This is a genomic window from Streptomyces sp. DSM 41931, from assembly GCF_050271085.1.
Taxonomy (GTDB): Bacteria; Actinomycetota; Actinomycetes; order Streptomycetales; family Streptomycetaceae; genus Streptomyces; species Streptomyces albogriseolus.
In genome coordinates, this window is sequence record NZ_CP189902.1 from 2,109,969 (window position 1) to 2,135,096 (window position 25,128).

The following is a 25,128-nucleotide window of genomic DNA, read 5'->3' on the forward strand; positions in this document are numbered from 1 at the left end:
GCCCCCTCCCCCCGAGAAAGGCCACCGCCATGCAGTCGTTCACCCCCCGCACCAGGCTCGCCACCGTCTCCGCGCTCACCGCGCTGGGCGCCTTCGCCTCCCTCGGCACGGCGACCGCGGCCGACCCCGCGCTGAACGGCGAGTGGGCCCCGTTCACCCGCTGCCCCGTGGACGCGCCGGCGATGCTGGCCGCCGACGGCTTCGAGAGGACCCCGCAGTGCGTGGTGTCCACCTCGTCCGGCGGCTCCATTAAGCTGGGCGACACCACCGTGGTCACCGGGAAGACGAACCTGCAGATCGGCATCGTCCAGAACGCCGACGGCACCAGCAGCGTGGTGGCCCCGCCCGGCGGCGCGCTGGTCGCCGAACCGGCCACCGTGCCCGGCGGGCTGCTCGGCCTGATGTGTCCCAGCGCCATACCCGTGATCACGGGCCTCTGCGAGTCGCTGGAGAACTCCAGCCTCAACAAGATCACCGCGACCATGGAGTCGGTCGGCGCGCCCTACGACTTCAACCAGACGGCCGGCGTCCTGACCGACATGCCCATCGTCGCCCTGCCGGTCCGCATCCACCTGGAGAACCCGCTGCTCGGCAGCAAGTGCTACATCGGCACGGCCGCCAACCCGATCGTGCTGCTGCCCGAGAACCGGAACTACCCGGCATTCGACATGACCTTCTTCCAAGGGGACGGCACCCTCGACCCGGCCGGCGAGATGAGCCGTATCAACCTCACCGGCGCCACCCAGAACGACAGCACCTTCGCGGTCCCCGCCGCCACCGGCTGCGGGCTGAACATCGGCCTCATCAACGCCGCGGTCAACGCGAAGACCGGGCTGCCCTCGCCTTCCGGGAACAACAGCCTCACCCTGAACGACACGCAGACCCACCTGACCGGCCTCAACGCACCCGGCACCGCCGCTCCCCGGGCCGGCGAGGTGCTGGCGCGGCACTGGCACTCCGCCGTCCGGTGAAGTTTCTGTGAAGCGGTTTCTGCCCAAGAGGTGTACAAGGCAATTAAGTTGACTTACCGTCAGCTTTTCGGGACCCGGTGCTCGTTGCGGCCCGGCCGGGCTTCGCCCCCCCACGGGGCGTGCCCGGCCGGGCCGCTCTGCCGGACAGGTCGGAGAGCAAGGGATCAGTCATGCCCTCAAGCGCACGTCCTTCGGTGCTCGGCGAGCCGCTCGACCCTCTCCCCCGGCAGTTCGCCGCCTTCATGCGGCCGTTGCTGCCGGGACTGCTGAACGAGATACGGACCGAGGTCACCCGCGCCTACCCGGTGTACGGCAGGCTGCTCAACGGCCCCGACGGGCACGCCATCCGCCAGGGGGTCGAGCAGGCCCTCACCGCCTTCGTGGACCGGGTGGCCGACCCCTCCACGACCTCGGAGCTGCGGGACGACCTCCTGCGCAGGTTCGGCCGGGTGGAAGCCTACGAGGGCCGCGACCTGGAGGTGCTGCAGGGCGCCTACCGGCTCGGCGCGCGCATCGCCCTGCGCCGGGCCAAGACGCTGGGGCGGCAGCACAGCCTCTCCCCCTCCCTGGTCCTCGCCTTCGCCGACGCCCTGTTCGCCTACGTCGAGGAGCTGGAGGCCGTCACCCGCGAGGGGTACACGGAGGTACGGGAGAGAGCCGCGTCCGAGGTGTCCGCGTTACGAAGACAGCTGTTACACCTCTTACTGGCCGCCTCCCCGCTTCCCCGGACGACCGTTTCCGAACTGTGCGCGTCCGCCGCCTGGGAACTGCCCCGGACCTGCTTCCTCGTCGCCCTGCGTCCCCCGGTTCCCGAGCACATCCAGGCGGGACTCGACAGCGACGTCCTCGCCGACTTCGACATCCCGCAGCCGCATCTGCTGGTGCCCGGCGAACTCACCCCCGAACGCGTCCAGATGCTCCACACGGCCCTGTCCGGCACCCGTGCCGCGGTGGGCCTGACCGTGCCGGTCGCCCAGGCCGCGGACTCCATCCGCTGGGCGCGCCGCGTGCTCCAGCTCGTCGACGACGGCGTCGTGCCCGACGCCCCGCTGGTCCGCTGCGAGGAGCATCTGACGACCCTGTGGCTGCTGTCCGACCCGGCTCTCGTCGACCGTCTCGCCGCCCGTGAGCTGGCCCCGCTCGACGGGTTGACCGCCAAGCGGCGCGACCGGCTCGTCGAGACCCTCCGGGTGCACGTCTCCACCCGCGCCTCCGCCGAACAGGTCGGCGAGATGCTGGGCGTGCACGCCCAGACGGTGCGCTACCGGCTGCGGACGCTGGACGCCTACCTGGGCGACCGGCTCGCCGACCCCGACCACCGGTTCGCTCTCGAGGTGGCCTTGCGCGCGCGCCATCTGCGCAGCCGCGACGGCGCGCGGTGACGGGGGCGGGCCGGCGCCCGCCCCCGCCGTCCGGTCACTTCTCCGGGCACTCCTTCCACGCCAGGTGGTACACCGTGCTGATGTCGCCGTCCGTGGAGTCCATCGCCATGTAGCTGACCTTCGTCGGGTCGGTCCCCGCGGCGACTCTCAGCTCGGTGTTGATGTTGAAGTTGCGCTGCACACCGCAGGGCGCGTAGACGAGCTGCGCCCAGTCGGTCTCGTCCGTGGCCTGCCAGTTGTCGTCGTACGGACCCGCATAGGAGTGCGTGCGGTACTCCGTGTTGGGCGACCCCTGGAAGTAGTACGAGGCCCGCTGGGTGCCCCGGGCGCCGGGCTGGAGCGCGGCGAAGCCCCGGTAGTCGGCGCTGGCGATGGCGTAGGTGAAGCCCTGCGGGACATGGACGAGCAGGCTGAGCTGGCAGTTCTTGCGGGCGGCCGTGGGGTCGGAGGTCCCGCCGGCCTGGGCGAGGTAGTCGCTGTAGGTCACGGTGAACGCGGTGTTGTCGGCCGAGACGGCGACGGCCGCGGTACCGGCGGGACATCCCGACCCGTTCACCGTGGCGACCTTGATGACGATCTTGTCCGGCGGCGGGTCGTCGAACGAGGACCCCGGATCGTGCGCGGGCAGCGCGGCGCCGAGCAGCGTGGCCGCCGCGACGCCGAGGAGCAGGCCTCCAGCCATGGTTCTCCATCCTTGGGTGGGGGGTTGGTGCGGTGCGATGGTTGAAACGTCATGCACATGCCAAACATGCGGGCACATGCAGCCCCGGCTTCGTGAAGGAGGCATGAAGGCGCGGTGAAGACCGGGAGCGCTCGCATCGTATGGAGCGCCGCCACGGCCGGACAGGGCGAACTCCGGCCATTCACTCCCGGTCGGTATACCGCCGGTGAACGCCACGGGCCGCCGCCGAATCCCACAGGCGTGCCGGGACTCCCGGGTGGACGAAGGGCCGTTCCGGTTCGGGGAGAATGACCCACCAGCACCGCTTGTGGCACAGACCAGGAGGCGCTCCCTTGGAGCTCAGCAGGCGCACCTTCACCGCCCTGGCCGGCACGGCCGCGCTCGGCCTCGCGCTGGCCGGCAGCGGCGGGGCGGCGACCGGCCCGCAGGGGTCGCGCGTCGTGCCGACCGGACCGCCGCCCCCGCCGCCGGAGGCCGACGGCCGGCGCCATCGCGTCACCTACGACCGGCACTCCCTGCTGGTCGACGGCAGGCGGCTGGTGCTGTGGTCCGCCGAGGTCCACCCGTTCCGGCTGCCCAGCCCGTCGCTGTGGCGGGACGTGCTGCAGAAGCTGCGCGCCCACGGCTTCACCGCCGTCGACGTGCCCGTGCCGTGGAACGTCCACTCCCCGGCGCCCGGCGTGCACGACTTCACCGGGGTGCGGGACCTGAACCGCTTCCTGTCCGTGGCCGCCGAGGAGCGGCTGTACGTGGTGCTGCGGCCCGGCCCCTACGTCGGCGCGGACCTGGACGCCGGCGGCCTCCCCGGCTGGCTGACGGCCGCCCCGGGCTCCGCCCGCACCGACGACCCCGAGTATCTGCGGCACGCCGAGGCGTGGCTCGCCGCCGTCGACGCCATCGCCGTACGGCATCTGTACACCGCGGGCGGCGGGACGGTGCTGCTGTACCGGCTGGAGGACGGGCGTCCGGTGCCGGCCGGGGACGCGGCGGCGCGCGCCCACCGGGCCCGGCTGCACGCGAAGGTGCGCGCCGACCGCATCGACGTGCCCGTGCTGGACGGGGAGGGCTGGACCGGCGGCGACGGGCCGCCCACAGCCGGTCTCACCGCCGTGGCGGGCGGGGCGGCCGACGCCTGGGGCGGGCCGCTGTCCGGCGGCGAGGGGTACGCGCGGGTGCGCGAGACCCACGACGCGGTCCACGAGCGGCGGCGCCATCTCACCGCCCTCGCCGACCGGGTCACCGTGCACCACACCGGCATGGGGTTCGGCGGGACGTCGTGGGGCTGGCTGCCCGGACCGGGCGTCTACACCTCGTACGACTACGGGGCGGTGCTCGACGAGGGGCGCCAGCCCGCGCCGAACATGGCCGCCGTCCAGCAGCTCGGCCATCTGGTGCGCACCGTGCCCGACCTGGCCCGGCTGGAACCGGACGGGGACGGGCCGGAACGCGCCGCGGACGGCCGGCTGACGGTGCGCCGGCTGGCCAACCCCGACACCGGCGCGCGGTTCTTCGTGGTGCGCAACGACACCGAGGAGGAGGTGCGCGCCCTGCTGCCCGGCACCGGCATCGAGGTGCCGGTCACCGTGGCCGCGGGCGACGCCAAGCTGGTCGCCTCCGGGCTGCGCCTGGGCCACCGCAAGCTGGCGTACACCACCGCCCAGCCGATGCTCTGCGTCTCCACCGGGCGGCAGGACGTGGCCGTGTTCGTCGGCCGTCACGGGGAGACCGCCCAGCTCGCCCTGGACTGCGAGAAGCAGCCGGGCGCCGACCGCGCGGACACCGAACCCGCCTGGGCCTACGACCAGGGCCGGCTGAACGTGGTCGCCCCGCTCGGCGTGGGCGGCCTGAGCCGGGTGCTGGTCAAGGACGGCGACTCCGAGACACCCCTCGTGCTGCTGTTCGCCGACGACGAGACCGCGCTGCGCCTGTGGACCCACGAGACCCCGGCCGGGCCGCTCGTGGTCTACGGCCCCGCCGTGCTGCGCTCGGCCGAACTGCGCGACGCCACGCTCCATCTGACGGGTGACGTCACCGTGGAGACCGGCGTGGAGGTGTGGGGCCCGCGCGGCGTCGCCGAGGTCACCTGGAACGGCCAACCGGTGCCCACCTACGTCGGCCGTGCCCGCAGCCGGGTGATGGAGGGGCTGATGCCCGCGGTGCGCGCGGTGGCGCTGCCCGCCCTCGACGGCTGGCGGTGCCGCACCGAGAACCCGGAGTCCGACCCGGACTTCGACGACTCGGCCTGGACGGTCGCCGACCGCACCACCTCGCACAGCACCACACCGGTGCCCGAGGGCGGGCCCGTGCTGTTCGCCGACGACTACGGCTTCCACCACGGCGACATCTGGTACCGGGGACGGCTGGAGGACCTGAGCGGCATCCGGTCGGTGGCGCTGTCCTGCGGCACCGGCACCCAGGGGCTGCTGATGGCCTGGCTGGACGGCCGGCCGCTCGGCGCCCACCGCATGCCGGCGCCCGACGAGGAGACCGCCGCGCGCGGCACCTGGACGGCCACGGCGCGGTTCACCGTCCCCGGGGCGGTGCGCACCCCCGGCGAGCATGTGCTGTCGGTGCTGGTGCGGCCCATGCAGCACGCCGGGACGGAGCCCGGCGAGGACGCCCACAAGGCCGCGCGCGGGCTGGTCGCCGTCGAGTTCGAGGGCGGCGACCGCGCTGTCGAGTGGCGCGTGCGGGGCGCCGCCGACCCGGAGCGGGTGACCGGTCCGTTCAACAACGGCGGTCTGTTCGGGGAGCGGCGCGGCTGGCATCTGCCGGACCACGACGACCGCGGCTGGCGGGTGGTGGAGTTCCCGCGCGCGCAGCAGCGGCAGGGCGTCACCTGGTACCGCACCCGGTTCCGGCTGGGTCTCGAACCGGACCTCGACGCGTCGGTCGGGCTCACCCTGGAGGACGACCCGGAGCGCGCCTACCGGGTGCAGATCTTCCTCAACGGCTGGAACCTGGGCCAGTACGTCAACGACGTGGGCCCGCAGCACACCTTCGCGCTGCCGAACGGCATCCTGCGCACCCGCGGCGCCAACACCCTGGCGCTGGCGGTGCTGTCCGACGGGACCACCCCGGCCGGGCCGGGGACGGCCAGGCTGACGCTGCTGGGCGCGGCGCGCGGCGGCGTCCCGGTCGAGCCGGTGGACCCACCGGGGAGGTGAGCCCGCCGGCGCGCGACGGACACCGGGCGCGGCGTCACGCCAGCCGGATCACGTTCCAGGACAGCGGCTCCAGCACGGCCGAGAGGCGGCCGCCGTCCAGCGTGGTGCCCTCGGCCGCGTGCGGCGCCACCCGCTCCGGCTCGGCGAGGGTGTTGCGGGCGTCGGGGTCGTCGTCCGCGAGCACGCTGTGCTCGACGACGGACGTCAGGCCGAGCCCGTTCAGCGCGACCTCCAGCGGCAGCGACCCGGTGCGCGAGCGGTTGACGGCGAACAGGGTGACCGTGCCGTCCTCGCCCCGCACCGCGGTCGCGTGCAGCAGGTCCGCCTCCCCGTACCGCTTCGTCTCGTACGTCGGCGAGTCCACGCGCACGTCGAGGACCTCGCCGCGGCCGTACCTCGACGCCTGGGCGAACGGGAAGAACGTCGTCTGCCGCCAGGCCGGGCCGCCCGGCTCGGTCATGATCGGGGCGATGACGTTGACCAGCTGGGCGAGGCAGGCGACGGTGACCCGGTCCGCGTGCCGGAGCAGCGCGATCAGCAGCGAGCCGAGGACGACGGCGTCCATGACGCTGTAGTTGTCCTCCAGCAGGCGCGGCGCCTCGGGCCAGTCGAGCGCGCTCACCTGCTCCTCGGTGCGGGACATGTACCAGACGTTCCACTCGTCGAACGAGAGGTTGATCTTCTTCCGGGACTTCAGGCGGGCCCCGACGTGGTCGCAGGTGGCGACGACGTCCTCGATGAAGGTCTCCATGTCGACGGCGGAGGCGAGGAAGGAGTCCACGTCGCCGTCGAGCGGCTCGTAGTAGGCGTGCAGGGAGATGTAGTCGACCAGGTCGTACGTCTCCTGGAGGACGGTGGCCTCCCACTCGGCGAAGGTGGGCATGGAGCGGCCCGAGGAGCCGCAGGCGACGAGCTGCACGCCGGGGTCGATCTGGCGCATGGCGCGGGCGGTCTCGGCGGCGGTCCTGCCGTACTCGGCGGCGGTCTTGTGACCGGTCTGCCAGGGGCCGTCCATCTCGTTGCCCAGGCACCACAGGCGGATGCCGAACGGATCCTTGTCGCCGTGCTCCGCGCGCAGGTCGGACAGGGCGGTGCCGCCGGGGTGGTTGGCGTACTCCTGGAGCTGGAGGGCCTCGGCGACGCCCCGGGTGCCGAGGTTGAGGGCCATCATCGGCTCGGCCTGCGGCCCGATCTTCCGCAGGAAGGAGAGGTACTCGGACAGGCCGAAGCGGTTGGTCTCGGTCGACCGCCAGGCCAGGTCCAGGCGGCGCGGGCGCTCCTCGACGGGGCCGACGGAGTCCTCCCAGCGGTAGCCGGAGACGAAGTTGCCGCCGGGGTAGCGGACGGCGGTGACGCCCAGTTCGCGGACCAGGTCCAGGACGTCGCCGCGGATGCCGTAGGCGTCGGCGGTGGGGTGGCCCGGTTCGAAGACGCCGGTGTAGACGCACCGGCCGAGGTGCTCGACGAACGAGCCGAACAGCCGGGGGTCGACCGTGCCGACGGTGAAGGCGGGGTCCAGGGTGAAGCGGGCGGTGCGCATCGTGTCCTTTCGGGGGAGGTCGGTTCGGCGACGTGTTCGAGATTCCGAATGGCGCCCGTAACTTCGAACGGGACCGTAAAGGGCGGGGGATGACGCGTCAATCCCCCGGACGGAACTCGCCCGCCGCGCACCCCGTCCCGTCCCCGGCGGTCGCGGATCGCGTGACGCGGACACATCCGTCCGCGTAGGCTCGAACAGCCTGAGGTGCGGCGGTCGCACGGGCGAGGGGATCCGATGGATGGCGCGGGCGCACGGACGCGGGCCGTACGGCTCGCCTCCGCGCTGCGGCGGTCCCGCACCCGCGCGGCCCTGCGCCGCCTGGCCGGCGATCTCGCCACCGCGCTCCGCGCACGGCCCGGTCCCCTCACGGACGCCCGGGCGGCGTGCCGGGTACTGTGCGAGGAGATGAGCTCGCGGCGCGGGGGGCGGCCCGTCGTCCTGCGCTTCGAACGCTTCCCGGACGAGATCGAAGTGACCGGCCTGTGGGTGGAGTTCCAGGACTTCGACCTGGTCATCGTGGAGGAGCGGGCGGAGGCCATGCAGCAACTGGTCATCCTCGGCCACGAGTTGTGGCACATGCACGCGGGGCACCGGCACCACGCCCCGGCGGCGGCTGAGCGGGTCCTCACGGACGGCGCACCGGACTGGGCCGCCGCGCTCGCGATGGCCGCGCGCGACGGTTCCCGCGAGGCCGACGAGGCCGAGGCCGACGAGTTCGGACACCGGATGGCCGCCGCCGTGCGCGCCCTCCTGGACGACCGGGACACCGACGCCGGTCCCCTGCAGCGGGCCCTGGGCTACCGCGGGCGGCGGGGAACGCACCGGTGACCGCCCCGCTCGCCCTCACGCCCTCGGACGTCCTCGGCGATTTCCACATCTCCTTCTGGATCCCCACGGGCGTCCTCACCGCGGCCCTGATCATCAAGCTGCCCACCATCGTGCGGCTGTGGCGCGACCCCCTGCTGCGCGCGGTGGGCGGGCTGCTGCTGCTCGCCTGCACCGTCTTCGTCTTCGTGGCGCCCACGACCATCGCCCGGGTCAACCGCCTCACGGGCGTGCCGAACATATCGGCGCCGTGGTGCTACTCGCTCCTCACCGCGTTCTGCGCCTCCTGTCTGCTGCTGATCATCGCCTGGCGCAACGGGCTGTCGGACCGCTCCGCCGCCACCCGGCGGGCGATGCGCTGGGTGGTCTCCCTCTACTCCGGGGTGATCGTCGCCCTGTGGGTGCTGTTCTTCCTCGCGGACGCGTCCGAGGAGCGGCTGCGGGACCTGGACACGTACTACGCCACCACGCCGTTCATGCGTGAGCAGATCCTGCTCTACCTGCTCGCGCACACGGTCGCCGTCCTCATCACCTGCAGGCTGCTGTGGAACTGGGTGCAGACCGCGGAGCTGGACGCCTGGCTGCGGTGGGGCCTGAAGTTCCTGGGCGTCGGCTACGCGCTGAACATCGTCTTCGACGCGGCCAAGCTCACGGCCGTCGCCGCCCGCTGGACCGGCCACGACCTGGACTGGCTCAGCACCGACCTCGCGCCGCCCGTCGCCTGCCTCTCGGCCATCCTGATCGCGGTGGGCTTCATCCTCCCGCACGCGGGCCAGTACCTGCACGAGCGCTGGCACGTCCGGCTCGCCTTCCACCGTCTCCGCCCGCTCTACCTGCTGATGCGCTCGGCCGACGGAAGGGGCGTGCCGTTCCTGCTGCGCGCCACCCCGGAGCTGCGCCTGATCCGCCGGGAGACGTTCATCCGGGACGAACTGCTCACCCTGGCCCGGCACATCGACGAGGAACGGCGTGACCGGGCACGCGAGGCGGCGCTCGGTCTCGGGTTCCCGCCGGAGCGGGCCCGGGCGCTGGCGAACGCCGTGTCGATCCTGGAGGCGGTCGAGTGCCGGCGCCGCGCGCCGGACGACGAGGGCACCCAGGACCCCGACACCACCGACCTGCTGCGGGAGATCGGCGCCGTTTCCCGGGAACTGCGCCGCCCCCACGTCGTGGAGGCGGTCCGCGCACGGGCCGCCTCCCTCGCGGCGGAACCCCCGGCGGCCGTGCCCCGCGGCGCGTCCGGCGAATGAGAACCGACGACAGGTCAGGAGAACGAAGAGCGTGCCCGCCGCCCCAGAGAGAAGACGCCCGTCCGCGGACGGACGTCCCGCCACCGCCGTCGTGCTCGGCGGATCCGTCGCCGGACTGCTCGCCGCGCGGGCGCTGGCCCCGTTCGCCCGGGTCACCGTCGTGGAGCGCGACGCGCTGCCCGCCGGACCCGAGCCGCGGCGCGGCGTCCCCCAGGCCCGGCACGCGCACCAGCTGTGGTCGGGCGGGGCGCACGCCCTGGAGGACCTCGTGCCGGGCGCCGTCGACCGGCTGCGGGCCGTGGGGGCCCACCACCAGCCGGTCACCGCGGACATGGTGGTGCTGTCGCCCTACGGCTGGTACCGGCGCTGGGACGAGTCCCACTTCATGCTGCTGTGCACGCGGGACCTGCTGGAGGCGACCCTGCGGGCCCAGGTGCTCGCCGACGGGCGGATCGAGCTGCTCGACCGGACCGAGGTCCTTTCGCTCGACGGCACCCGCGCCGCCGTCACCGGCGTCCGGGTCCGCACGCGCGACGGCGCCGAGCGCACGCTGCGGGCCGGTCTCGTGGTGGACGCCACGGGCCGCGCCTCCCGCACCTCCCGGTGGCTGGCCGACGCCGGGCTGCCCGCCCCCGAGTGCCGGGAGGTGGACACCGGGCTGGTGTACGCGAGCCGTCTCTACCGCGCCCCGGAGGGGGCCCGGGACGGCTTCCCGGTCGTCAACGTCCAGCAGGACCCGCGGGCGGGCGGACCGGGCCGCGGCGGGGTGCTGCTCCCCGTGGAGGACGGGCGCTGGCTGGTCACCCTGTTCGGCACGCGGGGCGGCGAACCCACCTCCCAGGCGGACGACTTCGAGCGGTACGCCCGCGAGGAGCTGCGGCACCCGGTGATCGCCGACCTGCTCGGCGCGGCGGTCCCGGAGACGGAGGTGTCGCTCACCCGGGCCACCGGCAACCGCCGCTTCTTCTACGAACGGATGAAGGCGTGGCCGGAGAACCTGGTGGTGCTCGGGGACGCGCTGGCCGCGCTCAACCCCGTCTACGGCCACGGCATGTCGGTGGCGGCGCGCGGCGCGGTGGCGCTGCGCGAGACGGTACGGCGGCACGGCTGGGGCACGCCGGGGCTGGCCCGCCGCGCGCAGCGCGCGGTGTCCCGGCCGGTGGGCGCCGCCTGGGACCTCGCCCTGGGCCAGGACGTGTTCTACCCGGGCCCGACCCACGACGGCCCGTCCGCGCGGGACCGGTGGACGGCCGCCTACGTCGGCCGGCTGATGCACACGGCCACCGGGAACGGGCGCGTCGCGCGGCGGGTCACCGACGTGACGTCGCTGGAACGGCACCCGGGGGTGCTGCTGGCCCCGCGGATCCTCGTGGCGGCGCTGGCGGGGCCGCTGAAGCCCGCCCTGACGGACCCGCCGCTGACCGCCGAGGAGCGCAAGGCGGCCGGCCTGTCCTGAGACCGGGCCGCCTCAGCCGGCGAAGGCGGGCTGCGCGACGCCCTTGCCCGCTCCCGGCACCACCAGCAGGGACCCGGCGAGCGGGTGCGGGGCGGTGAGGCCCACGCGGGCCGTGGTGATGTACAGGTCGGTCAGCCCGGGGCCGCCGAAGGCGCAGCACGTGACCCGCGGGACGGGCAGCTCGATCACCCGGTCCAGCTCACCGTCGGGGGTGTAGCGGCGCACCGCTCCCCCGTCCCACAGGGCCACCCACACACAGCCGTCGGCGTCGACGGTGAGGCCGTCGGGGAAGCCGGCGCCCTCCTCGATCTCCGCGAGCGGACGGCGGCCGCCGATCGTGCCGTCCTCGCCGGCGTCGAACACGTCGACGCGACGGGTGGGCGTGTCGACGTAGTACATCAGCCGGCCGTCGGGGCTCCAGCCGGTGCCGTTGCTCACCGTCACGTCGTCCAGGAGGACGGTGGCCGCGCCGTCGCCGGTCACCCGGGTCAGGGTGCCGCCGCCAAGCGCCTCGTCGTAGCGCATGGTGCCCGCGAGGAGGCTGCCGTCGGGAGCGACGGCGGCGTCGTTGCCGCGGCGGCCCGCGACCGGTTCGCGGTGCAGCCAGCGGAAGGTGTCGTCGGGGTCGATCAGGCCGACGCCGTCCCGCAGGTTCAGCACCAGACCGCCGCCCGCGCGCGGCTTGACCGCGCCCACGTGCTGCTCGGTACGGCGCACGGTGCGGCGGCCGGTGGCGGGGTCGTAGGTGTGCACCCGCGCGCCCAGGATGTCGATCCACAGCAGCCGCCCGGTGGCCGGGTCCCAGGTGGCTCCCTCGCCCAGTTCCGCCTCCGCGCGGACCGCGACGTCGAACGCGAGTGTCATGCCATGCTCCTGTGGCCCAGGCGCTCGGAGAGTTCGGCGGCGCCCTTGACGGCGAGCTGCTCCAGCTCGGCCCGGCGCTCGTCGCTCCAGCGGATCATCGGTACGGAAATGGACAGCGCGGCGACCACCTGTCCGGTGCGGTCGCGCACCGGGGCGGCGACGCAGGACACGTCCGGGTTGGACTCGCGGCTCTCCACCGCCACGCCCCGGGTGCGGATCTCGGCGAGGGTCTCGCGCAGGACGGCCGGGTCGGTGATGCTGTTCGGGGTCATCGCGGTCAGCTCCGCCCCGTCGGGGAAGCGCGCGGCCAGTTCCGGCTCGGGGAGGGAGGCCAGCAGCATCTTGCCGACGGAGGTGCAGTGCGCGGGGAGCCGGCGGCCGGCCGCCGACACCATCCGCACCGCGTGGGTGGAGTCCACCTTGGCGATGTAGATGACGTCGGTGTCCTCCAGGATCGCCACGTGCACGGTCTCGTCGCAGGTCTCGGCGACGGACCGGGCGACCTGCTGCCCCTCGGCGGCCAGGTCCAGGTGCTCGGCGTAACGGGCGCCCAGCTGGTACGGCCGGACGCCCAGCCGGTAGCGGCCGGGCTGACCGGCGACCGGGACGATGTACTTGCGGGCGGCGAGCGTGGTGACCAGCTCGTGGACGGTGGTGCGCGGCAGTTGGAGCCTGCGCACGATGTCGGGGGCGGAGAGCGTGCCGTCCCCGTCCAGGAAGAGCTCGAGTATGTCGAGAGCCCGGGTCACGGCAGGTACGAGTCGTCCCACGACCGGCCCCCTCCTAGTGTTCGATATACCAACAGACGATCGGCATGACGAACACAGGCTAGCCACACCCCACCCCAGGGGCAACGCCCCGAAAGGGGCGCGGGGAACTGCGCGACCAGCCACGACGAACCCGCACCCGGCCGCTCCCTGCAGACGCACCCCGGACGCCGCTACTCGACCGTGCCGCCCAGCAACCCCCTCAACCGCTGCGCCCGCAACACCAGCTCCAGCTCGAACCGCCGATCGGCATCGTCCACCGCCTCACCGAACAGCTCCCGGATCTGCCGTAACCGATACCGCACCGTCTGCGGATGCACCCCCAGCCGCACCGCCACCTCCGGCGCCCCGCCCCGCGTCTCCAGCCACGCCAGCAGCGTCTCCGCCAGCCTCCGCCCGTGCGCGGGAGCGCAGTGCGCCAACGGCGCCAGACACCGCAGCGCGAGATCGTCGATCAGCTCCTCCGGCTGCAGCAGCACCAGCGCCTCGGTGTGCTCGGTGCAGTACAGCACCTCACCGCACGGCAGCAGCCCCCGTTCCATCAGCCGTACCGCCGCCTCCGCCCACCGCAGCGACTTCGCCGCCTCGGTGACCGGCACGGGCGGCCCGATCGCCCCGGACCAGCCGGCGAGCGCCCGGTGCAGCAGTTCGCGGCGGCCGGCCGCGCCGGGTTCGGGGACGACCATGCGGGGCCGCTCGTGCTCCATGTCGAGCAGCACCCCCTGCCCCACCGCGGGCGCGACGGCCTCGCGCCCCGGGCGCAGCAGCACCCCGGCCGCGACCCGGTCGGGCACCGGCCAGCCGATCCGGGCCGCGCGTTCGGCGAGTGCGTCGGCCGGGTCGCCCCGGTGGTGCTCGGCGAGCAGCAGGTCCATCAGCCGGCGCTGCAGCCGCAGCCGTTCGCCCGCCTGCCGGGCCGCCGCCTCGGCGTAACCCCGCACCGACTGGTCGACCAGACCGTCCAGGTACTCGTAGCCGGCGTCGACGAGTTCGTACATGGCGGGCGGGGGGATGTCGAGGCGCTGGCCGATCTCGGCGAACCGGCGCCAGGCCATGCGGACGCCCATCCGGTAGGTCGCCTGGAGCGCGTCCAGCGAGCGGCCGTTCAGTCCTTCGCCGCGTCCGAAGTCCTGGAAGACGCCGGGCGGCACGGTGGGCCGGCCCACCGAGTGGTCGCCCTGGGCGAGGTGCCGGACGAACACCTCGATGGCGCGGCGGATGCCGATGAGGGCCATCGGCTCGCCGGAGTCGTCGAGCACCACCGGCAGATGGGGGTACTCGCGCCGGATCTCGCCCATGATCTCCTCGGCCAGCGCGGGCGCCTCGGCCAGGGCGATCTCGGCGAACCGGTGCACCTGGTGGCGCGGTACGGCGTGCCAGGCGGAACGGGCGGTCAGGGTACGGGAGGCCGTCACGGGTCAGCTCCCCTGGTCGGCCTGCTCGTAGGTGATCAGTGGAGTGTTCGGCTGGTCGGGGGTGGCCTCGAGCAGGGCCACGACGCCGAACGCCGTTCCCACGGCGAGGAGGGCCGCGAGCGCGACCGTCAGGCAGGCGGCGAGCAGTCTGGACATCGCAGGGTTCAGCCTCTCTGTCGGGGAGGGTTCCCCACCCCCACGTGACCGACCACCCCTGTCCGTCGTGACCCAGTCTCGGCACCTCATTGACACTCCGTCAAGGGGCGCTTACGGTTCCCAGCCCTAGGGGGTGGGGACTCCCGCACGCGCACCTTCCCGTACGGCGGACCCGTCAGCGGCCCGCCGACCGAGCCTCTGGAGTGCCCGGATGCGCCGTTCAGTCTCCCCGTTCTCCCTGGTCCTGCTGGGTCTCGGCACCTTCCTCCTGGTGCTGGCGCCCCTGCTCGTCCAGTACGTGCAGCCACGGGCCGCGGTCAATCCCACCGACATCGACACCACCGCCGTCTACACCGGCCGGGGCAGCGTCTTCGACCTGGAGAAGGTCGAGACGGTGCCGGACCAGCGGATCACCGTGACCCAGCGGGTGCGCGGCGACGTCCGGGAGAGCGAGCGCAGCGGCAAGGCGGTGTGGGACGTCATCACGTCCGTCGACACCGACAGGACGCTGCCGGCCGCCGACCCGCACGACGCGCTGTCGTTCACCCCGCACCGCTGGGTGCTGGACCGCCGCACCACCGCGCCGGTCCACTGCTGCGGCGCGAAGCCGCGCATCCAGGGCGAGGCCTACCTCAAGTTCCCCTTCGACGTGCGGAAACGGGCCTACCGGTGGTGGGACAACACCCTCGGCGACACGGTCGTGCTGCGCTACCGGGGCACCGAGAAGGTCCTGGGCCACACCGGCTACCGCTTCACCGGGTCGGTGCCGCCCACCCGCACCGGCACCCGGCTGGTGCCCGGCCGCCTCGTCGGTCTGCCGGGCGGCGGTCAGGTGGCGGCCGAGGAGTGGTACGCCAACCACGGCGTGGAGCTGATCGTGGACCAGCGCACCGGCCGGGTGCTGTACGCGCAGACCGGGCCCCGGCAGACGCTGCGCGCCCCGGGCGGGACCGAGGACAGGGCGGTGCTGCTGGACGCCGAGAAGATCGCGTTCACCGAGGAGACCCAGCGGGCCGCCGTGGAGCAGGCGAAGGACGACGGCGACCGGCTGCGGCTGCTCGGCGAGACCGTGCCGCTCGGCGCGGCGGTGGCGGGCGGTCTGCTCGCCGCGGCCGGTGTCGTCCTCCTGGCGCGCGGCCGGAAAGTGACGGCGCGTCCGGATCCGCTCGCTCCGTCCGCGTGACCCTCACCAAAAGAAGTGACTCACGAGTAAGAAATGCCGGAAATTGTCACGCCGGTGAGTAGCCGTGGGGAACGCCTGGGCGAAAACTGTGCCATCCCCACCCACACACGGACCGTCCACATCCCTACCCAGGACGTCCCGGGGTCCCTTTCAGGACCCCGGCCCCGGGGCCGCCGGCCCCGCCCCACCCCCTGTGCACCACCCCGCGTTCCTCCCCACGCCACTTCACATCGAGACGAGTTGGAGCACCGATGCCCCAGCACGTGCCGTCCTCGCTGCGCACAGCACTCCCCGGCGCGCAGCAGCTCTCCCCGGCGCTCCCCCCACATCCGCGCCGGATCGTCTTCCTCGCCCACCGGGAGCTGGGCAGTCCGTCCGCCGGCGGCTCCGAGCTGCTGGTCGACCGTCTCGCCGACGGTCTGAGCCGGCGGGGCCACGAGGTCACCCTGCTGTGCGGAGGGCCCGCGGCCTTCCGCGACTACCGGGTGGTGTCGGCGGGCGGACCGTACGACCACTACCTGCGCGCCCGTTCCGCGTTCGCCCGGCAGGTCGGCGACTGCGACCTGCTGGTCGAGGTGTGCAACGGCATGCCGTACTTCGCGCCGCTGTGGCACCGCGGGCCCACCCTGTGCCTGGTCAACCATGTGCACACCGACCTGTGGCCGATGCGGTTCGGCGGCCCGCTGGCGCCCGCCGCGCGGCTCGGCCGGAAGCTGGAGCACTGGGCCCTCACCGGGGCGCACCGGCACGGCCTGGTCGTCGCGGTGTCCCCGTCCACGGCGCACGCCCTCCAGCGCATCGGCGTGCCGCGGGAGCGGATCCGCGTGGTGCACAACGGGGTCGCCGAGCCGGGCCCGCGCACCGAACGCTCCCCCGAACCGCTCTTCGTGGCGGTGGGCCGGCTCGTCGAGTACAAGCGGATCGACCTGCTGCTGCGGCTGTGGGAACGGGTGCGGCCGGTCACCGGCGGCACCCTGGTGATCGTCGGCGACGGGCCCGAACGGGAGCGTCTCGAGCGGCTCGCAGGACCCCGGGTCCGCTTCACCGGGCATGTCTCCGAGACCGAGAAGCACCGGCTGCTGTGCGCGGCCTGGCTGCTGCTGCATCCCTCCGCCGTGGAGGGCTGGGGTCTCGTCGTCACCGAGGCGGCGGCCCGTCAGACCCCGGCGATCGCCTTCGACGTGCCCGGACTGCGCGACTCCGTGCGGGACGGCGAGACGGGGGTGCTCGCCCGCGGCGAGTCCTCCTTCGCCGCCGCGTGGATCTCCCTCACCCTGGCCGCGGACCGGCGCGCCCACATGGGCAAGGCGGCACGGGACGTCGCCGCCCGCTACCGGTGGGAGCACACCGTGCGCCAGTTCCGGGCCGTCGCCCGGGAGGCCGCACGGTGACGCGGTCCCGCCCTCCGTACGACGACCCCTCCCTGCGGCGCTCCCTCGCGCTGTTCCGCGCCTTCCTGCGCGAGCAGGACGACCCGGACGCCTGCTACGCCCTCCTCGCCCGTGACGCCGTCGACCAGGTGGAGGCGTACGACGGGCCGGTGGCCGGGCGGGTCGTCGCGGACGTCGGCGGCGGCAGCGGGTACTTCACCCGCGAGTTCCGCGCCCGGGGCGCGCTGGCCTGCCTGTTCGAGCCCGACGCGCGGGAGCTGGGCGAGAAGCCGCCCGAGGGCGCGGTGCTCGCGGACGGCTATCTGCTGCCGCTCGCCGACGGGGCCGCGGACGTCACGTTCTCCTCCAACGTGCTGGAGCACGTGGCCGATCCGCGGACCTTCCTCAGCGAGCTGGTGCGGGTGACCCGGCCGGGCGGGCTGATCTACGTGTCGTTCACCAACTGGCTGTCCCCGTGGGGCGGTCACGAGTGGGCGCCCTGGCACTACCTGGGCGCCGGGCGGGCCCGTGCCCGTCACGAGCGCCGTACCGGCCGGCCCGCGAAGCACACCCTCGGCGAGAACCTGTTCGCCGTGCACGTCGGCCCCACCCTGCGCCAGGTGCGCGGCCGCGACGACGTGCGGATCGTCTCCGCCCGCTCCCGCTACTGGCCCTTCCTGACGGAGACCGTGGTGAAGGTGCCCGGTCTCCGCGAGTTCGCCACCTGGAACCTCCTCCTCATCCTCCGGCGGTGTCCCGCATGACGACCACGGTCCAGGCTCCCCCTCCCGCCGCCGTCCCGGCCGGCCCCACGGCGGCGGGACCGCCACGCGGCCCGCGCTCGCGCCGCTGGCTGCTCGGCTTCTGGGCGGTGGTGTTCGTCCTGCTCGTGGCCGTCCGGCCGGGACGGCAGACCTTCGACACCAAGCTCGGCGTCACCGTCGACCCGGGCCGGTTCCTGGCCGACCTGGGCCAGCTGTGGCAGAGCCGCGGCTCGTTCGGCGGGATCGCCGACCAGTACACCGGCTATCTGTGGCCGATGCTGCCGTACTACTGGCTGGCCGACCTGGTGCGGCTGCCGGTGTGGCTGGCGGAGCGGCTGTGGATGTCGCTGATCGTGACGGTGGCGTTCTGGGGCGCGCTGCGGCTGGCGGAGCGGCTGCGCGTCGGCGGCGGGGCGTCCCGGACGGTCGCGGCGGCGGCGTACGCGCTGTGGCCGGTGTTCACCACGGTCGTCGGCTCCACCTCGGCCGCCGCGCTGCCCGGCGCCCTGCTGCCGTGGGTGCTGCTGCCGCTGGCGGACCAGCGGTACGCGGCCCGGGTCGCGGCGCTGCGGTCGGCGCTGCTGGTGCCGTTCATGGGCGGCGTCAACGCGGCCTCCACACTGGCGTCGCTGCTGCCGGTCGGGCTGTATCTGCTGTCCCGCCCGCCGGGACCGCGGAAGTGGAAGCTGATCGCGTGGTGGGCGCCCGCGGTGGCGGTGGCGACCGCCTGGTGGTGGATCCCGCTGCTGCTGCTCGGCGTCCACGGGGAGAACTTCCTCCCCTACATCGAGACCGCGCGCACCACCACCGACACGATGGCGGCGACGGAGGCGCTGCGCGGCGCCGGGAACTGGGTGGCGTATCTGCACTTCGGCGAGCCGTGGCTGCCGGCCGGCTGGGCGGTGGCGTCCTCGGCGGCCGTGATCGTCTGCTCGGCGTGCGCGGCGGGCCTCGGACTGGCGGGCCTGGCCCGGCGGGACATGCCGGAGCGGCGCTGGCTGGTGCTGACGGTGCTGGCCGCGGCGCTGGTGCTGCTCGCCGGGTACGGCGGTGCGTCCGGCGGGCCGTTCCACGGGACGGTGCAGGACTGGCTGGACGGGTGGCTGTCGCCGTTCCGGAACGTCTACAAGTTCCAGACGGGCCTGGCGCTGGCCCTCGTGCTCGGTCTGGCGCACCTCGCCGGGCGGGGCGTGCCGGGCCGGGGGGCGCGGCGGCGGCCGGGGACGCGGACGGCCGCGCTGCTCGCGGCGGTGCTGGTGCTGCCGGGGCTGGCCTGGCCGTACGTCGGCGGCAAGGTGCTCGGCCCCGGCTCGTTCCAGGAGATCCCCGCGTACTGGCGGGCGACCGCCGACTGGCTGGAGAAGAACTCACCGGACGCGCGCGCCCTGGTGGTGCCGGCGACCGCGCACGGCATCCACACCTGGGGATCGACCATCGACCAGCCGCTCGACGTGGTCGCCGCCTCCCCGTGGGCGCAGCGCGACTACGTGCCGTTCGGCACGCCCGGCAACCGGCGGGCCCTGGACGCGGTGGAGCAGGCGCTGCTGACCGGCGGTGAAGTGCCCGGTCTCGCCGACTACTTGAGCCGGGCGGGCGTGCACTACGTCGTCGTCCGCAACGACCTCGACCCGGACCAGCTCGGCCAGGTGCCCACGGCGACGGTGAAGCGCGCCCTGGAGCAGTCCGGGTACGAGCGGGTCCAGGGCCTGGGTCCCGTGACGACCGGCGGGGTCATCGCCCCGGGCACCCCGCTCCAGGTGGAGGGCCTGTACCCGCGGCAGCGCGCGGTGGAGATCTACCGCCCGGCCGGGGCGGACGTGCCCCGGCCGGGCCCGGCGGAGCTGCTGCCGGTGGCCGACACGGCCGTGGTGTCCGGCGGTCCCGAATCGCTGCTGCCGCTGGCGGAGGAGCTGCGCGGCCGGCCCGCCGTGCTGACCGGCGACGCGCATCCGGGGCTGGGCGCCCCGGCGGTGCAGGTGACCGGCGACGGGCTGCGCCGCGCGGACACCCGGTTCGGGCTGGTCAACTCGAACACCTCGTACACGTACACGCCCGACGAGCGCAACGCGCCGGACGCCGCCCAGGAGCCGGGCGAGCGGCCCCGGCAGATCCTCCCCGTCGAGGGCGAGGAGCACCAGACGGTGGCCGAACTGCGCGGCGCACGCGAGGTGTCGGCGTCCTCCTACGGCAACTGGCTGTTCCATCTGCCGCAGTACGACCCGGTGCACGCCTTCGACGGCGACCCGGCGACCGGCTGGGCGGAGGGCGCCGACGACACCCCGGACGGGCAGTGGCTGCGGATCGCCTTCGACGGCCGCTACGACATGCCGGACGCCCTCCGCGTCACCCCGCTCCCCCAGAACGGGGTGCGGGCGGCGCCGACCGAGGTGCGGGTGGAGACGGAGAACGGCTCCGCGACCTCGTTCCTGCGCGTCGACGGCGAGCGGGAGCGGATCGACGCGCCGGCCGGCCCGACCCGCTGGATGAAACTGACGATCGTCGGCTCCACCGTCCCGCGCCCCGGTGTCACCGGCGCCGGCTTCTCCGAGGTGGAGCTGCCCGGCGTGCGAGTGACGCGGCTGCTGCGGCTGCCCGAGGACGGCGAGGACACCACGGCGTCCGCGCGGATCGTGTCGCTGCACCGGGCCGCCGACCCCACCGGACTGTCCCTCGCGGGCAGCGAGTCCGGGCTGCGCCGGATCGTCGGCGCCGTCCAGGCCGGGACGTACGCGGTGCGGGCGAGCGCGGTGGCGGTGCCGGGCGAGGCGCTGGACCGGCTGCTGTACGAGGTGGCGCCCCAGCAGCGGCGGAGGATCGTCGCGACGGCGGACTCCACGGCACGGCTGGGCGCGGGCCTGTCCGCGCGGAACCTCACCGACGGGGACCTGACCACCGCGTGGATCGCGGGCGACGAACCGACCGTCCGGCTGAGCTGGCCGGGGAAGCGGCGGATCGGCGAACTGGTGCTGGCGCCCGCCGGCGGGCTGTCCGCGCGGGCCGCCGAGGTGCGGATCACCTCCCCGGCCGGCGCGGTGGTGGCGGGCGTCGACGACAACGGCTGGGTGCGGTTCCCGCCGATGACCACCGACCGCCTCGACATCACGGTCACCCGCACCGCCCCGCTCACCGTGCACAACCCGGCGGTGGGCGAGGACCTCCAGCTCCCGGTGGGGCTGACGGAGGCGTACGTCCCGGCGCTGGACGACCTCCGCACCCCCCAGCCGGAGGGCGACCCCGCGTTCTCGCTGGGGTGCGGCAGGGGCCCCGTGCTGACGGTGGACGGCGAGCGCTACGACACCTCCGTACGCGGCACCGTGCGGGACCTGGTGGAGCGGCGGCCCGTCGAGGTGACGCCGTGCCGCGACGGGCGGACCGTCCCCGGGCTGGACCTTTCCGCGGGACCGCACGAGATCGAGGCCGGCGACGCGGGCCCGCTCACCACCACCGAGGTGACGCTGGCCCTGGGCGCCGTTCCGGAACGCGCGGCCACCGGGCGCGACCTGCGGGTACGGGACTGGCTGGGCGACCGCCGCGAGGTGCTCGTCGGGCCCGGCGCCGCCTCCTACCTGACGACGCACGAGAACCACAACGACGGCTGGAAGGCCACCCTCGACGGCGAGGAGCTGACCCCGCTGCGGCTGGACGGCTGGCAGCAGGGCTGGCTCGTCCCGGCGGGCGAGGGCGGCACGGTGAAGCTCTCCTACGGGCCCGCCACGACGTACGACGCCGCGCTGATCGCGAGCGGCGCCGGGATCGTGGCGCTGGCGGGCCTGCTGCTGTGGCGCCGCCGGGCGGAGAACCCGGACGGCCCGCCGCCGGCGCCGCCCGCCCCGGGCGTGTGGCTGGGCGCGGTCGCGGTGACGTTGACGGGCGTGGTGATCGCGGGCTGGTGGGCCCTGCTGGTCCCGGCCCTGGCGCTGCTCGCCCGGCGCCGGCGGTCCCTGCTGCCCCCGGTGGCCTTCACGACCCTCACGGGAGCGGGCCTCGCGGCGGCGGTGGGCGCGGGAGGGGCGGTGACCGCGGGCGAGGGGGCGTTCGGACACATGGCCCAGGTGCTGGCCCTGACCGGCCTGTTCGCGGCGCTGGTGACCCTGGGCGCGGGCCGGGAGCGGGACGACGCGCCCGCCGGAGGGGAGCCGGGACCGGGTGAGGAGGACGCCGGGCTTCCCCCGGCCGGCGGCCCGGAGGACACGGCGGCCCTGCCCGCGGGGGCGCGTCCCGCCCCCGGCTCCCGGCCGGCAGCCCCGCGTCCCCCCGCGGCCCGGGTACGCCCGTTCCTGCCGCCGCTCCCGTCACGGGGCGAACCGGGACGACGCGGACCCGCCGGCCCGGGGACCGCAGGCCCCACGCCTCCCGGCGCGGGAGGCCCCGCATGAGCGCGCACGCCCGTCCGGGCGGCCCCGCCCGCATCCCCTTCCCCGTCGTCGACGAGATCTCCCGGCACTGTCTCCGGCACGAGGAACCGGAGACCGTCCACATCGAGGTGCACCTGCCCGGTGAGGTGGATCCGGGACGGCTGCGCAAGGCGTTCGGCGAGGCGTTGCGGCGGCATCCGAGGAGCCTGGTGCGGGAGGCTTCCGGGCCCTGGTACCGGCGTCGCTACACATGGGAGCCGACCGACGGGCCGGACGCGGAGCCCGTGAGCTTCCCGGTGCCGGGACCGCACGCCCTGCGGGACGCCCGTACGCGGGCGCTGCGCGCGGCGCCCCCGCTCACCGTGTCGCCGCCGGTCCGGCTGGAAGCCGTGCGCGGGGAGGCGGAGGGCACCGTCCTGGTCCTCACCGTCAACCACACCGCGATGGACGGCCCCTCCTGTCTGCGCGTGCTGGCCACCGCCGCCGAGCTGTACGGCGGCCGGGACAACGAGCCGGCCGCCCCGCCCGTCCGTCCGCACGACGCGCCGCCCGTCCCGCCGGACACCCCGTCCCCGTGGACGAGGCCCGCCCGGGTGGCACGCGGCGCGCCCGGACCGGCGCCCGGCAACGGGCTGATCGTCACGGAGCTGCCGCTGCCGCGCCGTCCGAAGGACGCCCCGTACACGGTGAACGACCAGCTGATGGCGGCCACCGCGCTGACCGTGGCGCACTGGAACCGGGAGCGCGGCGCGCGGGTCCGTCCGCTGCGGATCACCATGCCGGTGGACGACCGGCCCCGGGACAGCGGCATGCCGATCGGCAACGGCACCCGGCTGGTCGACGTGGTCTTCGCGCCGGAGGAGCTGGACGCGGACGCGGTGCCGGAGCTGCTGCGCCGTACCGCCCTGCGCACCCGCGCCCTCAAAGCCCTCCCCCGGCCCCAGCTCGGGCACGGCGCGGCGCTGCTGACCGCTCCGTGGGCGCCGGTCGCCTGCCGGGCCGCGCTGACCCGGGCGCTGCGCCGGGCGGCGGCGCCGTGGACGTCGACCACGCTGCTCAGCAACATCGGACGCGTCCCGTACCCGCTGGACTTCGGGGAGGACGCGGGCCGGGCGCGGGCCGTGTGGTTCTCGGCGCCCGCCCGGATGCCGCGCGGGCTGACCTTCACCACCGCGTCCACGGCGGGCCGGCTGCATCTGGCGCTGCGCTGGTCGGGCGGGCTGCTCGGGGACGGCGACGGCGCGCATCTGCGCGAGCTGTTCGCGCACCATCTGCGGACCACGGAGGCGACCTGAGTGTCCACCACCGCATCCCCGGCCACCCCGCCCCCGCCCCCCGGGCTGCGTGACTTCTACGAGAACCCGGCCGTGCCCGTCGCCTCGGGCCCGTCCCGGAGTCTGCGCCAGGCCCGCATGCTGGCCCGCGCGCTGGGCCCGGCCGGCGCCTCGGGTCCGCGCACGGTCCTGGACATCGGCTGCGGCGACGGCACCGCGGCCGCCACCGCCGCCCCGCTGCTGCGCGGCCACCGGCTGATCGGCGTCGACTGGTCGCAGGACGCCCTCACCCGGGCGCGCACCCGGCTGCCGTACGCGGTGCGCGGCGAACTCGGCGGCGGAGGGCTGCCGTTCGCGTCGGGGTCGGCGGACGCGGTGCTGTTCAGCGAGGTGCTGGAGCATCTGGTCGACCCGGACGCGGCGCTCGACGAGATCCGCCGGGTGCTGCGGCCGGGCGGTCATCTCATGCTCTCCACGCCGAACCTGGCCGCCTGGTACAACCGCGCCCTGCTGCTCGCCGGGGTGCAGCCGGTGTTCTCCGAGGTGAGCCTGCGCTCCATCCACGGACGGCCGGGCGCGGAGGTCGTGGGGCATCTGCGGCTGTACACGGCCCGCGCGCTGCGGGAGTTCGTCGCCGCGTCCGGCTTCACCGTCGTGACGCTGGAGGGGGCGCCGTTCCACGGGGTGCCGCGGGTGCTGCGGCCGCTGGACCGGCTGGCCTGCGGGGCGCCGTCGCTCGCGTCGATCCTGCTGCTGCACGCGCGGCGGGCGTGAGGGGGGCGGGGGGAGATGTGGTGGGGAGTGGGCGCGGCGCTGCTGGCGAACGTCCTGTACAGCGCGGGGTTCGTGCTGGAGAAGCGGGCGCTGGGCGCGCTGCCCGAGGTGACGGTGCGCCGGCCGGCCCGGCTGCTGCGGCTGGTGCTGGGCAGCCCGCTGTGGATCGGCGGCTCACTGGCCCTCGCGGCCGGGTTCGCCGCGCAGCTCGCCGTGTACCGCACGCTGCCGATCGCCGCCGCGCAGGGCCTGTTCGTCTCCGGCCTGGTGCTGCTGGTGCTGCTGTCGGCGCGGCTGCTGGGCGAGGAGACCAGCGGCCGGGAGCGGTACGCGCTCGGTGCGATCCTGCTGGCGCTGCTGATGGTGGTGCTGTCGCTGCGGGAGAGCGGCGCGGACGCCGACACCGTGGGCCGGGACGCGCCGTACCCGCTGATCCTGCTGGTGTGCGTGCCGGCGCTGGCGGCCGGGGTGTGGCTGTACTCGTCCGCCGAGCGCAACGCCCGCCACCGGCACCGGCTGCCCACCACCGGCGTGGAGTACGGCGTGGCCGTGGGCCTGCTCTACGGGGTCAGCTCGCTCGCCGTGAAGGGCGTGTCGAGCCACCTCACGACCAGCGGCGTCGGCGCGTCGGCCGTCGCGCTGCTGCGCTCCCCGTACCCGTATCTGCTGCTGTTCACCGGGGCGTTCGGGCTGGTGATGTCGCAGGCGGCGCTGCAGCGCTGCCGGGCCTCGCTGATCGTTCCGGTGTGCACGACCGTGACGTGCCTGTTCACGGCGGTGCTCGGCACGCTGTCGTTCGGCGAGGAACTGCCGGACGAGCCGCTGCGGCTGGCGCTGCGCGTGCTCGGCACCGTCCTCGCGGTGACCGTGCTGCTCGCCATGCCCAAGCACGACACCGCGCCCCGATCCCCCGCCACACCGAGGAGTTGACGA

General features: G+C 74.7%; 19 protein-coding genes. 13 read left to right on the plus strand and 6 right to left on the minus strand.

Annotated elements, in window-relative coordinates; all coding sequences use genetic code 11:
* Positions 1-29: 29 nt before the first annotated feature.
* Both ACP7TJ_RS09895 and ACP7TJ_RS09900 read left to right on the plus strand, forming a co-directional pair.
* Entirely contained in the window at positions 30-971 is a 942-nt protein-coding gene (locus ACP7TJ_RS09895; protein ID WP_320584949.1) for a hypothetical protein, read from the plus strand.
* Positions 972-1,141: 170 nt separating this feature from the next.
* Complete coding sequence (locus ACP7TJ_RS09900; RefSeq protein WP_367546906.1) at positions 1,142-2,353, plus strand: helix-turn-helix domain-containing protein; 1,212 nt, start codon at positions 1,142-1,144, stop codon at positions 2,351-2,353.
* A 34-nt stretch (positions 2,354-2,387) separates the two neighbouring features.
* Here the strand turns inward: ACP7TJ_RS09900 and ACP7TJ_RS09905 are convergent, their stop codons facing one another.
* The gene (locus ACP7TJ_RS09905) at positions 2,388-3,035 is read right to left on the minus strand and encodes a DUF4360 domain-containing protein (RefSeq protein WP_093767713.1); all 648 of its coding nucleotides are present in this window, start codon (positions 3,033-3,035) and stop codon (positions 2,388-2,390) included.
* 332 nt (positions 3,036-3,367) lie between these two features.
* Between ACP7TJ_RS09905 and ACP7TJ_RS09910 the strand changes: the two genes are divergently transcribed.
* On the plus strand, positions 3,368-6,202 hold the full coding sequence (locus ACP7TJ_RS09910; protein WP_427762834.1) for a beta-galactosidase: 2,835 nt from the start codon (positions 3,368-3,370) through the stop codon (positions 6,200-6,202).
* Between the two features lie 34 nt (positions 6,203-6,236).
* Here the strand turns inward: ACP7TJ_RS09910 and ACP7TJ_RS09915 are convergent, their stop codons facing one another.
* Entirely contained in the window at positions 6,237-7,742 is a 1,506-nt protein-coding gene (locus ACP7TJ_RS09915; RefSeq protein WP_427762835.1) for an alpha-N-arabinofuranosidase, read from the minus strand.
* 234 nt (positions 7,743-7,976) lie between these two features.
* Between ACP7TJ_RS09915 and ACP7TJ_RS09920 the strand changes: the two genes are divergently transcribed.
* The 3 genes from ACP7TJ_RS09920 to ACP7TJ_RS09930 are packed head-to-tail and all read left to right on the plus strand — an operon-like array spanning position 7,977 to position 11,273.
* Positions 7,977-8,570, plus strand: a complete 594-nt coding sequence (locus ACP7TJ_RS09920; protein WP_176710863.1) for a toxin-antitoxin system, toxin component family protein — start codon at positions 7,977-7,979, stop codon at positions 8,568-8,570.
* Positions 8,567-9,817: an MAB_1171c family putative transporter gene (locus ACP7TJ_RS09925; protein ID WP_266396771.1), complete on the plus strand. Its 1,251-nt coding sequence runs from the start codon at positions 8,567-8,569 to the stop codon at positions 9,815-9,817. Before ACP7TJ_RS09920 ends, ACP7TJ_RS09925 begins: the two co-directional genes overlap by 4 nt.
* Positions 9,818-9,848: 31 nt before the next feature.
* Positions 9,849-11,273, plus strand: a complete 1,425-nt coding sequence (locus ACP7TJ_RS09930; protein WP_427762837.1) for an FAD-dependent oxidoreductase — start codon at positions 9,849-9,851, stop codon at positions 11,271-11,273.
* A 12-nt stretch (positions 11,274-11,285) separates the two neighbouring features.
* Here the strand turns inward: ACP7TJ_RS09930 and ACP7TJ_RS09935 are convergent, their stop codons facing one another.
* From ACP7TJ_RS09935 to ACP7TJ_RS09950, 4 genes are all read right to left on the minus strand, one after another.
* Positions 11,286-12,137, minus strand: a complete 852-nt coding sequence (locus ACP7TJ_RS09935; protein ID WP_427762839.1) for an SMP-30/gluconolactonase/LRE family protein — start codon at positions 12,135-12,137, stop codon at positions 11,286-11,288.
* Positions 12,134-12,907 (minus strand): IclR family transcriptional regulator, encoded by a 774-nt coding sequence (locus tag ACP7TJ_RS09940; protein ID WP_167743077.1) that lies wholly within the window; start codon positions 12,905-12,907, stop codon positions 12,134-12,136. The genes ACP7TJ_RS09935 and ACP7TJ_RS09940 overlap by 4 nt, the downstream gene beginning before the upstream one ends.
* Before the next feature lie 170 nt (positions 12,908-13,077).
* Positions 13,078-14,319, minus strand: coding sequence for a PucR family transcriptional regulator (locus ACP7TJ_RS09945; protein ID WP_167743079.1), 1,242 nt, complete (start codon positions 14,317-14,319; stop codon positions 13,078-13,080).
* 3 nt (positions 14,320-14,322) lie between these two features.
* The gene (locus ACP7TJ_RS09950; protein ID WP_176710862.1) at positions 14,323-14,475 is read right to left on the minus strand and encodes a hypothetical protein; all 153 of its coding nucleotides are present in this window, start codon (positions 14,473-14,475) and stop codon (positions 14,323-14,325) included.
* A 211-nt stretch (positions 14,476-14,686) separates the two neighbouring features.
* On the opposite strand from ACP7TJ_RS09950, the gene ACP7TJ_RS09955 reads away from it, so the two are divergent.
* From ACP7TJ_RS09955 to ACP7TJ_RS09985, 7 genes are all read left to right on the plus strand, one after another.
* Positions 14,687-15,658 carry a DUF3068 domain-containing protein gene (locus tag ACP7TJ_RS09955; protein WP_189911198.1) on the plus strand — a complete coding sequence of 324 codons (972 nt, stop codon included), beginning with the start codon at positions 14,687-14,689 and terminating at the stop codon, positions 15,656-15,658.
* A gap of 251 nt (positions 15,659-15,909) precedes the next feature.
* Positions 15,910-17,049, plus strand: a complete 1,140-nt coding sequence (locus ACP7TJ_RS09960) for a glycosyltransferase family 4 protein (RefSeq protein WP_193457601.1) — start codon at positions 15,910-15,912, stop codon at positions 17,047-17,049.
* Positions 17,046-17,792, plus strand: coding sequence for a class I SAM-dependent methyltransferase (locus ACP7TJ_RS09965; RefSeq protein WP_093764739.1), 747 nt, complete (start codon positions 17,046-17,048; stop codon positions 17,790-17,792). The genes ACP7TJ_RS09960 and ACP7TJ_RS09965 overlap by 4 nt, the downstream gene beginning before the upstream one ends.
* Positions 17,789-22,168, plus strand: coding sequence for an alpha-(1->3)-arabinofuranosyltransferase domain-containing protein (locus ACP7TJ_RS09970; RefSeq protein WP_376724593.1), 4,380 nt, complete (start codon positions 17,789-17,791; stop codon positions 22,166-22,168). Before ACP7TJ_RS09965 ends, ACP7TJ_RS09970 begins: the two co-directional genes overlap by 4 nt.
* Positions 22,165-23,442 (plus strand): condensation protein, encoded by a 1,278-nt coding sequence (locus ACP7TJ_RS09975; RefSeq protein ID WP_167743087.1) that lies wholly within the window; start codon positions 22,165-22,167, stop codon positions 23,440-23,442. Before ACP7TJ_RS09970 ends, ACP7TJ_RS09975 begins: the two co-directional genes overlap by 4 nt.
* Positions 23,443-24,195 carry a class I SAM-dependent methyltransferase gene (locus ACP7TJ_RS09980; RefSeq protein WP_093764741.1) on the plus strand — a complete coding sequence of 251 codons (753 nt, stop codon included), beginning with the start codon at positions 23,443-23,445 and terminating at the stop codon, positions 24,193-24,195.
* A 15-nt stretch (positions 24,196-24,210) separates the two neighbouring features.
* A complete protein-coding gene (locus tag ACP7TJ_RS09985) occupies positions 24,211-25,125 on the plus strand; it encodes a hypothetical protein (RefSeq protein ID WP_208840275.1) in 915 nt (304 codons plus the stop codon).
* Positions 25,126-25,128: the final 3 nt, after the last annotated feature.